Origin of the sequence: Mesorhizobium sp. (assembly GCF_017306585.1) — a bacterium.
Lineage (GTDB): Bacteria > Pseudomonadota > Alphaproteobacteria > Rhizobiales > Rhizobiaceae > Mesorhizobium.
Map to the genome: position 1 here is coordinate 19,921 of NZ_JAFKIC010000176.1, position 11,056 is coordinate 30,976.

The window sequence follows — 11,056 nt, forward strand, 5'->3', positions numbered from 1 at the left end:
TAACCCGGTTCGGGTCAACCGTTTTCCGTGACAATTATCCTGCAGCGATCGCTGACGCGGATGAGCCCGGCAATGCCGGCTGCAATTGCCTCTGGTGACGGTATTCAAGCGCGATCGCGCCCCACACCAGGCCGAGCAGCAGGTACATGTGGCGCCAATGGTCGATGTCGATGAAGGTGCCCAGTCCGATATTGCCGATGAAGGCGACATAGGCGCACAGAAGGTAGGGCTGCCATGGCCGGTCGCGCAGCAGGATGCGGAATCCTGCCGCTATGGTCCAGGCGACGAGCGTCAGGAACGACACGAAGCCCAGCCAACCGTAATCCATCAGCATCTTCAGCCAGATGTCGTGCGTGTCCTCGCCGAAGATCGTGCCGAAGACCAGCGGGCCGATGCCGAGCGGGTGCTCCATGGCCATCTGGAAGCCGAGCCCGTAACGGGCGAAACGGCCGAGGCGCGCCGTGTCGTAGCTCTGTTCCAGGTGGGCGCGGTTGGAGAACATCTCCGACACGCCAGGCAACTGCAGGATCACGATCATGGCGATGGCCAGCAGCGACAATGCGGCAATGGTCATGATCACGACGCGCAGCCGGAACATACCGCTGGTGCTCTGCAGGAAAAGGCAGGCGGTAAGCAGCACCGCCGAGACCGCGAACATGCCCCAGGCGCCGCGCGAGAAGGAGAAGAATATCCCTGCTGTTATAATCAGCAGCGGCACCGCCAGCAGCGGCATGCGCGTGACCGGGCCGGTCAAAAGCAGATAGAGCAGGTAGATGCCGGGCAGCACGAGGAACGGCCCGAACACGTTCGGATCCTGGAAGGCTCCGGCGGCGCGGTCGTACTTGGTGAAGATCTCGGCGCCGGGAAAGGCGTGAAAATAGCCCGCTATGCCGAGCAGCGAGGTTATCACGGCCGATATCACATAGGTGATGAAGATCAGCCGGTAGAGGCTTGGCTGCACGGCGGTGACGGAAGCGAAGAACACCGCGCTGAAGGCGAGGAACAGCGATACGGCGAGATAAAGCGGTGTGTTGGCGAGGTCCGACATCTGCGTCATGGAAATCATGCCGCCGATGTTCATCGTCACCAGCAGGACCAGCAGGGGCGTTGTGGCGCGCGAAATCCTGAGGCCGAACAGCGCCCAGATGGCGATCAGGCCCGCCATGTAGATTTCATAGGGCGCCGGCTCGCTGATGACGAAGCCGGAGAGCAGGATGCCGAGGCCGATCGCCGCGGAAGAAATCAGCGCGATCAGCTTGGCGTTGACCGCCGCGCGCGGCAGATCATGAGCGACGGCGCTCAATAGGCGTTTTCCGTATTGAGTAGCCGTATCGGGGTCAGGAACAGGATGCGCAGGTCGAACAGCAGCGACCAGTTCTCGATGTAGTAGAGGTCGTATTCCGTGCGCATGCGGATCTTCTCGTTGGTGTCCATCTCGCCGCGCCAGCCATTGATCTGCGCCCAGCCGGTGACGCCGGGCTTGACCTTATGGCGGGCGAAATAGCCGTCGACCACTTCGTTGTAGAGAAGGTTGTGCGATTGCGCGGCGATGGCGTGCGGGCGGGGACCGATCAGCGACAGCGACCCGAGCAACGAGTTGAAGAATTGCGGCAGCTCGTCGATCGAGGTCTTGCGGATGAAACGGCCGACGCGGGTGACGCGCGGATCGTTCTTGGTCACCGTCTGCTTGGCGGTCGGGTCCGACCGGTCGGCATACATGGAGCGGAACTTGTAGACCTCGATGACCTCGTTGTTGAAACCGTGCCGCTTCTGCTTGAACAGCACCGGCCCCTTGCTGTCGAGCTTGATGGCGATCGCGGTGGCCAGCATTACCGGCGAGAACACGATGATGCCGATGAGACTGAAAACGATGTCGAAGGCCCGCTTGGCCACCGAATCCCAGTCATTGATCGGCTTGTCGAAGATATCGAGCAGCGGCACCGAGCCAATGAAGGAATAGGAGCGCGGGCGAAACTGCAGCGCGTTCGAATGCGCCGACACCCGGATATCCACCGGCAGCACCCACAATTTCTTCAACAGCTGCAGCACACGCGTTTCGGCCGTCAGCGGCAGCGACACGATCAGCATGTCAATGCGGGCGATGCGGGCGAATTCGATCAGCGCGGAAATGGTGCCGAGCTTGGGATAGCCGGCGACAATGGGTGGCGAACGCTTGTCGCCACGATCATCGAAGATGCCGCAGATGCGGATGTCGTTGTAAGGCTGCTTCTCGACCGAGCGGATGAGAATTTCCGCCGCCTTGCCGCCGCCGACGATGACGGCGCGCCGTTCCATGCGTCCGTCGCGGGCCCAGCGCCGGATCAGCTTCGACATCACCAGCCTGAGCGCGAAAAGACAGACGAAGCCGATGACGAACCACGTGCCGAACAGCAGGCGCGAATAGTCTTCCGACATCTTCATGGCGAAAGCCGTCAATGCCATCAGCGCGAAGGTGCCGGCCCAGACCACCAGAATGCGGCCGAAATTGGCGATCGGCCGCATCAGGGAGACGACCTGATAGCAGTCGGTGACGTCGAGCAGCACCACTGCGAGGAACGAGGCGGCCGCGATCGTCAGCGGGTATTGCCAGGCAAGGTAGTTGAAGAACCCGACATAGTGGAAATAGACACAGAGTCCCGAAAGGAACAGCAGCGCGAACTCGACCATGCGCAACACGCCGCTGACCATGATCGGCGACATCGTATCGCGCCGATATTGCGAGGCGACCTGCCGGGCGACATCGTTCATGCCGGCTGGCGCTTCGCCATCGGCCGGGCCGTCGAATTTGCGCACTGCTTCAGCTGAAAAGCGGTGCGCGGGGTCGATCTCGTTCATGGGAACTGTCCGCGAGCTTCGCGGCACTGGATATCAAAAGAGAGCTAATAAAGCCTTGAAACAACCGGTGGTTTTGGAAGGGTCCCGACGTTTGCGGAACACGAAGATGGTATCGCCCCGCATGCGGGGCACGGACTAACCGTGCGCCGGCAATGACGCCCGTTGCAATTCGAGCAGGCGATCAGGTGGAATGTGGCAGTAGATTTCATGCCCGGAAGCGGCGCGCTGATAGGCCGGCGCCTGAGTCCAGCAGATGTCGCCGACCACGCGAGCGCATCTTTGGACATAGGGACATCCGCCGGCGGGCCTTGCAGTCCCCGGGACAAGTTGCTCAAGCTCTGGCGCCCGGTGCTGTCCCGTCGACAGCAGCGCTTCCGTGTAGGGGTGCAGCGGCAGCGAATAGACCTGGCTGGCGGAGCCGACTTCCATCGGCTTACCCCTGAACAGAACGATAATGCGGTCGCTGATCTGCCGGACCAGCGGCAAGTCATGGCTGATGAATAGGATCGCCGTCCCCGTCCGGGCCCTGATGTCCTGCAGGAGTTCGATGATCGCCGCCTGAACCGACACGTCGAGGGCGGAGACGCACTCGTCGGCAAGCAGCAGCCGTGGCCGTCCCGCCAGCGCGCGCGCGATGGCAACGCGCTGGCGCTGTCCTCCGGAAAGCGCTTTCGGCCTGCGGCTGCCGAGGCCCGGCAGCAACGCCACGAGGCCGAGGAGGTCGGGCACGCGCGTTTTCGGCGATGTGCCCGGGGTTTCGAGCTTCCTGATCGCGCGGCCGAGCGCCCAGCCGATCGTGTGGGTGGGATTGAGTGTGGAATCAGGGTTCTGGAACACCATTTGCACCTGCCGCAGCAACGCCCGGCTGCGCCGGCGCACGGGCAAGCTGGCGATGTCTGTGTCGCCGACCATGATGGTTCCCGACGTCGCGACGTCGAATCCGGCGATGATCTTTGCCAGTGTCGACTTGCCCGATCCCGATTCGCCGACCAGTCCCAGGATCTCACCTTGCCTGATTTCCAGATCGATGCCGTCATTGGCGACGAAGTGATCTCCTCCGGAAGCCGGATAGCTCTTTCGAAGCTGACGGATGGTGACGGCGGGTGGCGCGGTATCGAGCCCCCTGGCTTCAGGCGCACCGGTCTGCCTGGCGAAGGCGGGTATGTCGCCCAGCCTGGCGCAACGTACCCGATGCGAGCGGTCGGGTGCGGTCATGTCGAAAGGCGCGTCGCAAGAACCGGCCAGGTGATATGCGCAGCGGGATGCGAACAGGCAACCGGGGCCGCGCTCTTGAGGCGAGGGTACATGTCCCCGGATCGGCCGCAGGACCGCAGCCTGACCAGGAAGGCAGTTCACCAGCCCTTGCGTATAGGGGTGAAGCGGATTTTGGAACACTTCGCCGGCCGGAGCCTCCTCGACCAGATCACCGGCATACAGAACGCCGACGCGGTCGCATGCTTTCGCCACCAGATTGAGGTTGTGCGAGATGAACAGCAGCGACGTGCCGAACTGCGCGCGCAATTCCGCGATCAGATTGATCACGGCGGCCTCGACGGTGACGTCGAGCCCGGATGTCGGTTCGTCGAGCAGGATGAGATCGGGCCGCGGCAGCAGCGCCATGGCGATCATCACCCGCTGCTGTTGCCCGCCCGAGATCTGATGCGGGTAGCGCGCCATGATGGCGCCGGGATTGTCGAAGCCGACACGCGACAGCATCTCAGCGGCGCGCTCACCGCGCGCCCTGACCGGTGTGTCGCTTTGTTCGAGCGCCTCCGCCAGCTGGCGTCCGATGCGCATCGTCGGGTTGAGGCTGGCGCCGGGGTCCTGCTGGACGAACCCGATGCGGCGGCCGCGCAAGGCGCGCAACTGCTCGCGGCTGGCTCCGAGTAGGTCGATGCCTTCATAGCGGATGCGGCCTTGCGCCCTGGCGATCTTGGGCAAGTCGCCGATGATGACATTGGCGACGCTGCTCTTGCCGCTGCCGGATTCGCCGACCAGGCCCAGGCTTTCGCCGCGGCCGATGGTGAAGGACAGATCGCGTACGACCTGATCGCCGCCATAGACCAGCGACAGGTTCTCGACCTGGAGAAGCGGGCTCATTGTTCCTCCTCCAGCCCGTCGGCCAGCATCGAAAAGCCGATCACCAGCGAGCACATGGCAAGGCCGGGAAACAACGCCATGTACGGGTAGACCGGGATCATCGTCACATTCTCGGCCACCATGCTTCCCCAATCGGGATCGGGCGGCGGCAGGCCGAGGCCAAGGAAGCCCAGTGTTCCCACGGTAACCACTGCCAGGCCGGCGCGCATTGAAAGATCGGCCAGCAACGGTCCCCGCGCATTGGGCAATATTTCGAAGAAGAGGGTGAAGAGCGTGCTCTCGCCGCGCATTTCGGCCGCCGCCACATAGCCTTGCGACCGCAGTTCAAGGGTGAGCCCGCGCACGATCCGGCCGATGCTTGGCGCCGACGCCAGCGTTATGGCGATGACGATGTTGATCAGCGACGGGCCGATCGAAGCGATCAGCACGATGTAGAGGACAAGGGTGGGGAACGACAGGATGATATCAGAGAGGCCCGATATGGCGCGGTCGACAAGGCCGCCGAAATAGCCTGAAGCCAGGCCGATCGCCGTGCCGACGCCGAACGCCGAAGCGGTTGCGACGGGAACCACCACCAGCGTCGTGCGTGCGCCCCACAAGATACGCGAGAGGATATCGCGCCCGAGCAGGTCGGTCCCCAGCCAATGGGCGGCACTCGGCCCGAGGTCGGCGAGCGCGGCCATGTCCTGTGCGTTGGGCGGGTAGGGCGAAATCCAGGGCGCCAGCAACGCCAGGACGATCCAGAACAGGATCAACGAAATGCCGAAACGCGCGCTGACGGCTTTCGGCCAGAAATGCCGCCATAACCTGCGGTTCGCGGACACGGTCGATTTGCGGGGATCGCGCACGTGCATCATGTCAGGCGCACACGCGGATTGAGCGCCACGTATGAAATGTCGGCGAGCAGTTGCGTGACCGCCGCGATTGCGAGGCTGAGCAAGGTGATGGTCTGCACGAGCGCCAGGTCGCCGAAGAGCCCCGCCTGCAGCAGCAGTCGCCCGACACCGGGATAGGCGAAGATCGATTCACAGACGACGACGCCACCGATCAGCCAGTTGAGCTGCAGCAGAAGTACGGTCATGGGCGGGATCATGCCGTTGCGAATGACATGGCGTGTCACGATCTGGCGCTTGGTGAGGCCCTTGAGCAGGGCGGTGCGCACATAGGGCTTGGTCATGGTGTCGGCCATCGACGCGCGTACGATGCGGGCGACATAGCCGACGGTCGCCAGCGTCAGCACGGCGACAGGAAGCACGAGCTGGCTGGCGATGGACCATTCTTCCGTTGCCAGCAGCGGGCTGGTGCCCGGCAGCCAGTTGAAATACGAAACGAATATGGTGAGCAGGATCACGCCGGCCGCGTATTCAGGGATCGAGGTGACGATCAGGCAGCCAAAGCTCAGGACCCGGTCAAGGCGGGTTCCGGCATTTGCTCCCGCCAGAATGCCGACGAACAGCGATAGCGGGACAATCAGCACCATCGCCACGGCGCCGAGCAATGCCGAATTCTCCAGTGGCTCCCGCAGCACGTCGCGCACCGGCTGCTTGAACATCAGCGAATAGCCGAAATTGCCGAAGTAGCGGTCGCCCCGGCTGTCGGAGAGATCGAGGCCGAGCGCCGGATCGCCAAGCGGATTGGCTTTCAATCCGGCCAGGATCGACAGCCAGTTGAGATAGCGTTGCGGCAATGGCTGGGACAGCCCAAGCTTCTGGTCCAGCAGCGCCACCTGGTTCGGCAACGCGTAAGGTCCCAGGATTTGGCGCGACACCGTGCCTGGAGAGAATTCGGTGACGACGAAGAGCAGAAAGCTCGAAATGATCGCCGTCACCAGAAGCTGCACGATCCTGCGCAGGGCAAAGGCCAGCATGTCTAGGCTTTGAGCCAGAGATTCTTGGCAAAGATGTACTGGCTTGGGTGCATCGAGAAGCCGCCGACCTTCTTGGCGTAGAAGGCCGCCTGCTTGCGCCATGTCGCCTGGATCATCGGGCCGTCTTCCTGCAGGATCTTTTCGATCGGCTCCATGACCTTGCGGCGCTCCACCGGGTCCGCCACGGATTCGGCCTGCGTCAGCAGCCTGTCGAACTCCGGATTGTTGTAGCCGGATTCATTCCATGGCGCACCCGACCTGTAGGCGAGGCCGATATTCATGATGCCGAGCGGTCGGTGCGCCCAGGATGTCAGGCCGACCGGAACCTTTGTCCACACGTCGTAATAGGCCGAGGTCGGCATGACGTTGATGGTGGCGTTGACGCCGATCTGCTTCCACATTTCGACGATCGCCTGCACGACCAGCACATGGTAGGCCGGTGTCTTCGTAACGGCGACCTCGAACTGCAGGCCATTCGGATAGCCCGCCTCGGCAAGCAGTTGCTTGGCGCGCGCGATGTCCTGGGTGAACGGCGGCAGCTTGAAATATTCCGGATGGACCGGCGCCACCATATGATCCTCGCCGGCGCTGCCCATATCGCCTAGCGCGAGCTTCGCGACCGCGGCGTTGTCGACGCCCAGTCTCAGCGCCAGACGCACCTTCGGGTTGTCGAAGGGCTTGTGGTCGACCCTGAACCGCAATGCCGGGCCGTCGCCGGTCAGCACTTCGTAAAGCTGCAAATGCGGTTGGTTGCGCAGCAACGGCATCTGCTGCGGCTCGGCGTTCAATATGCCCTGGATCTGGCCCGAGATCAGCGCCGCCGGCACCGCAGCGCGCTCGTCGCCATAGTCGACGAACTCCAGCCGGTCGAGATAGGGGCGCTGGCCCCAGTAGTTCTTGTTCGGTTCATAGATGACGTTGCGCTGCGGGTTGAGTTCGGCCACGCGGAACGGGCCGGTGCCGTTGATGCCTGCCCTGAACTTGGGCGAGGCCGTCGGATCGACCATGGCGAAGGAATAGTGGAAAAGGTGCTCCGGCACGGCGATCTGCGCGACCTTCAGGTTCAACCTGACCGTATGGTCATCGACCTTCTCGACGGCGTTCGCGTCCCATAGGGAATGGCTTTCGTTTCCGTCCGCGCCCACGGTTTCGTTGAGCATATAGCCCTTCATCAGGCCCAGAACCGAGGAGCCTGTCTCATCGGTGAGAAGACGCTTGATGTTCCAGGTCACGTCGTCGGCTGTGAAATCCCTGCCGTCCTGCCATTTGACGCCCTTGCGCAGGTTGAGCGTCCAGCTGCGCAGGTCATCGCTCGGCTTCCAGGAATCGAGCAGATAGGGCCGTGTGATGTTGTCCGCCCCGGTTTCAGTCAGATACTCCAGCGTTTGCCGCGTCGCGTTGGACTCGTCGATGCTGGTCATGGTGGCCGGATCGGCCGACGAATTCTTGTTCTCGATACGGATCGAGCCGCCCGCCTTAGGGGTTTCCTGAGCCATCGCCGGGCGGATTTCCCCGGCCATCATCATCGCCGCCGAAGCCGACACGCCCAGCAAGGTGGCGGTGCGCAAGAATTCGCGGCGGTCGATTTTGTTTTCCGCCAGCTGCGTGCGCAGGCGGGGAATGTAGGCGTGATCTTTTTCACCGGACACGGGTCTTTTCTCCCATTGGTCGAATCGTTGTTCGAGGTCTTGTGCCGGCGCAGCGCCGGTCTCGGCCGCGTCCCAGTTCCCGATGGGATAGCGGATTTTTGCAATAATACAAACGTGTCTATTTTTGATCAAGAAAAAAAATATGTTTCTTTTTTGCGCAAACGGTTGTTAATTCCCTCAGCCCGACGGGCGCTGGAAAAAAGTGGAGGAAATGATGGCGGCCGCGCAACGCGTTGCCTATTTCAACGGCAGCTTCATGCCCGAAGCCGAGGTCTGCGTACCGTTCCGCGACCTCAGCTCATTGCGCGGCTATGGCGCGTTCGATCTTACCCGCACCTTTCACGGACGTCCCTTTCGGCTGAAAGAACATGTGCAGCGGCTTTACCGCTCGCTAAAATATCTCGACATAGACTGCGGGCTCGCCTTCGACGACATGATGGCGCTGAGCGAGGAGACGCTCGGCCGCAACCGCCACCTCCTTACCGAACGGGAAGATTACTGGGTCGGCCAGCGCATCAGCGCCGGCGTGCAGGCGGTCGGCGACGAAGGGTGGGCGCATACCGGGCCCAACGTCATCATCGAATGCTGCCCGTTGCCGATCGCCAAGCGAGCGAAACTGTTTCGCGACGGCATCAAGGTGGTCACACCGGCAACCCCGAGAACGGCGGCCAGGGCACTCAGCCCGCGCGCCAAGATGAACCAGTATCTCAACATCATCCTCGCCGGCAACGACGTGAAGCGGCTTGACCCGCAGGCCTGGGCGCTGATGCTCGACGAAAACGGCAATCTCGCCGAGGGTGAGGGCAACAACGTCTTCCTCGTCTGCGACGGCGTGCTGTTGACGCCGCGCGCCAACAACATCCTGCCCGGTATCAGCCGTGCGACCGTGATCGAGCTTGCCAAGGGCCTGGGCATCGAGGTGCGCGAGACCGACCTTGACCTCTACGACGCGGCAATAGCCGACGAGATGTTCATCGCCTCGACAAGTCTTTGCCTGTGCCCGGTCTCGTCCTTCAACGGCCGCAAGGTGCCTGTGTCGGGTCCGGTCACGGCGCGCCTCACCGCTGCCTATGTCGACATGGTCGGCTGCGACTTCGTCCAACAACATTTGAGCTGGCTGAACCCATGAAACGAAAGATCACTGCCGAAGGCGTCTCGGTTCCCGGGGCGCCATTCGCGAGCGCCGTCGCCGTCGATAGCGGCACGGTGATCTACACGTCCGGATTTCTGGCGCGCGATTCGCGAACCGGCGTCATCCTTCACAAGGGCAATGCCGAGCAGCAGACGCTCGAATGCTTCGACAAGATCGAAAAGGTGCTGCAGGCCGCTGGCGGGACACTGGCCGACATCGTCAAGATGACCGTCTTCCTGCGCAACGTCTCCGACTACGAGGCGATGAACCGGGCGCGCAAATCAAGACTTGCCGGCATAGACTACGCCAGTTCGACCGTGATCGCCGGCCTTGCGGCGGCCGATGGCCTTGTCGAGATCGAATGCGTGGCCGTGGTCGCCGGGGCGGTTCCGTCATGAGTGCCGCCGGCTCAATCCGGGAAAGGCCGGTGCGGACCTCTCCGGTCGCGGTCGGCGGCAGTTCGGCCTTTCATCGCGATCTGCTGGCGCCGACAATCCGCGAGGCCGTCGCCGGCGATGGCGTCTATATCATCGACAGGAACGGCAGGCGCTATCTCGACGGCAGTTCGGGGTCGGGGCCCTCATGTCTCGGACACAGCAATGCGGCGGTGCGTGCGGCGATGCACGCACAACTCGACCAGATCGCCTATGCGCACACCGCCTTCTTCACGTCGGAGCCGATGGAAGAACTGGCGGATAACCTCTGCGCCGGGGCACCCGAAAAGCTTTCCCATGTCTGGTTCACCAACAGTGGGGCTGAAGCCGCGGACGCGGCGCTCAAGCTCACCCGCCAATACTTCATCGACAGCGGCCAGCCGGAACGGCATATCGTGATCGGTCGCCACGCCGGCTATGTCGGCAGCACGCTGGCGGGGCTTGCCGCCGGCGGCAGCGAACGTCGCCGTGGACCGTTCACCCCCTTGCTCCCCTCCAACACCGCGCATATCGGGCCCGCCTATGCCTATCGCGGCATGCTTGAGGGCGAGACGACGCATGACTTCGCCCTCCGCACCGCGCGCGAACTGGACGCCAGGATCGAGGAAATTGGCGCCTCACGCGTTTCGGCGTTCATCTGCGAGACCGTCGTCGGCAGCATCCTGGGCGCGGTGGCCGCTCCGGAAGGCTATTTCCGGGAGATCCGCCGCATCTGCGACCGTCACGGTATTCTGCTCATTCTCGACGAAGTCATGTGCGGCATGGGTCGCGTGGGCACGAAATACGCTTTCACCCAGGAAGGAATCTGTCCGGACCTGGTGATGATCGGCAAGGCGCTGGCCGGCGGATACGCGCCGCTCGGCGCGGTGCTTGTCGGCTCGGCCATCCATGATGCGATCAGGGACAAGACCGGCTTCTTCCGGCATGGGCACAGCTTCCACGGTCATGCGCTGGCCTGCGCCGCGGCCCTTGCGGTGCAGCGTGAAATCGAAGACTGCGATCTCCATTCGAATGTCGCCAAGTCCGGGCTGCTGCTCGA

At 62.9% G+C, this 11,056-nt stretch carries 9 protein-coding genes; 3 read left to right on the forward strand and 6 right to left on the reverse strand.

Features of this window, described 5'->3' with window-relative positions; genetic code table 11:
• Nucleotides 1-34 precede the first annotated feature (34 nt).
• The 6 genes from J0I79_RS21095 to J0I79_RS21120 form a co-directional block, all read right to left on the reverse strand.
• A complete protein-coding gene (locus J0I79_RS21095; protein WP_292863367.1) occupies nucleotides 35-1,303 on the reverse strand; it encodes an O-antigen ligase family protein in 1,269 nt (422 codons plus the stop codon).
• Nucleotides 1,300-2,835 carry an undecaprenyl-phosphate glucose phosphotransferase gene (locus tag J0I79_RS21100; RefSeq protein ID WP_292863371.1) on the reverse strand — a complete coding sequence of 512 codons (1,536 nt, stop codon included), beginning with the start codon at nucleotides 2,833-2,835 and terminating at the stop codon, nucleotides 1,300-1,302. The genes J0I79_RS21095 and J0I79_RS21100 overlap by 4 nt, the downstream gene beginning before the upstream one ends.
• Nucleotides 2,836-2,970: 135 nt before the next feature.
• Complete coding sequence (locus J0I79_RS21105) at nucleotides 2,971-4,935, reverse strand: ABC transporter ATP-binding protein (protein WP_292863374.1); 1,965 nt, start codon at nucleotides 4,933-4,935, stop codon at nucleotides 2,971-2,973.
• A complete protein-coding gene (locus J0I79_RS21110; RefSeq protein WP_292863377.1) occupies nucleotides 4,932-5,792 on the reverse strand; it encodes an ABC transporter permease in 861 nt (286 codons plus the stop codon). The genes J0I79_RS21105 and J0I79_RS21110 overlap by 4 nt, the downstream gene beginning before the upstream one ends.
• A complete protein-coding gene (locus J0I79_RS21115) occupies nucleotides 5,789-6,802 on the reverse strand; it encodes an ABC transporter permease (RefSeq protein ID WP_292863380.1) in 1,014 nt (337 codons plus the stop codon). The genes J0I79_RS21110 and J0I79_RS21115 overlap by 4 nt, the downstream gene beginning before the upstream one ends.
• A gap of 2 nt (nucleotides 6,803-6,804) precedes the next feature.
• On the reverse strand, nucleotides 6,805-8,451 hold the full coding sequence (locus tag J0I79_RS21120) for an ABC transporter substrate-binding protein (RefSeq protein WP_292863383.1): 1,647 nt from the start codon (nucleotides 8,449-8,451) through the stop codon (nucleotides 6,805-6,807).
• A 214-nt stretch (nucleotides 8,452-8,665) separates the two neighbouring features.
• On the opposite strand from J0I79_RS21120, the gene J0I79_RS21125 reads away from it, so the two are divergent.
• The 3 genes from J0I79_RS21125 to J0I79_RS21135 all read left to right on the forward strand — a co-directional run.
• Nucleotides 8,666-9,580 (forward strand): aminotransferase class IV, encoded by a 915-nt coding sequence (locus J0I79_RS21125; protein WP_292863387.1) that lies wholly within the window; start codon nucleotides 8,666-8,668, stop codon nucleotides 9,578-9,580.
• Entirely contained in the window at nucleotides 9,577-9,981 is a 405-nt protein-coding gene (locus J0I79_RS21130) for a RidA family protein (protein ID WP_292863390.1), read from the forward strand. The genes J0I79_RS21125 and J0I79_RS21130 overlap by 4 nt, the downstream gene beginning before the upstream one ends.
• Nucleotides 9,982-10,010: 29 nt before the next feature.
• Nucleotides 10,011-11,056, forward strand: a 1,046-nt coding sequence (locus J0I79_RS21135) for an aminotransferase class III-fold pyridoxal phosphate-dependent enzyme (protein WP_292863393.1), incomplete at its 3' end; no start/stop codon positions are given.

What these genes read in the sequence shown, in the direction of transcription:
- J0I79_RS21115 (WP_292863380.1), bottom strand. Translation starts at nt 6,802, where the DNA reads ATGCTGGCCTTTGCCCTGCGCAGGATCGTGCAGCTTCTGGTGACGGCG.
- J0I79_RS21130 (WP_292863390.1), top strand. Translation starts at nt 9,577, where the DNA reads ATGAAACGAAAGATCACTGCCGAAGGCGTCTCGGTTCCCGGGGCGCCA.
- J0I79_RS21125 (WP_292863387.1), top strand. Translation starts at nt 8,666, where the DNA reads ATGGCGGCCGCGCAACGCGTTGCCTATTTCAACGGCAGCTTCATGCCC.
- J0I79_RS21100 (WP_292863371.1), bottom strand. Translation starts at nt 2,835, where the DNA reads ATGAACGAGATCGACCCCGCGCACCGCTTTTCAGCTGAAGCAGTGCGC.
- J0I79_RS21105 (WP_292863374.1), bottom strand. Translation starts at nt 4,935, where the DNA reads ATGAGCCCGCTTCTCCAGGTCGAGAACCTGTCGCTGGTCTATGGCGGC.
- J0I79_RS21110 (WP_292863377.1), bottom strand. Translation starts at nt 5,792, where the DNA reads ATGATGCACGTGCGCGATCCCCGCAAATCGACCGTGTCCGCGAACCGC.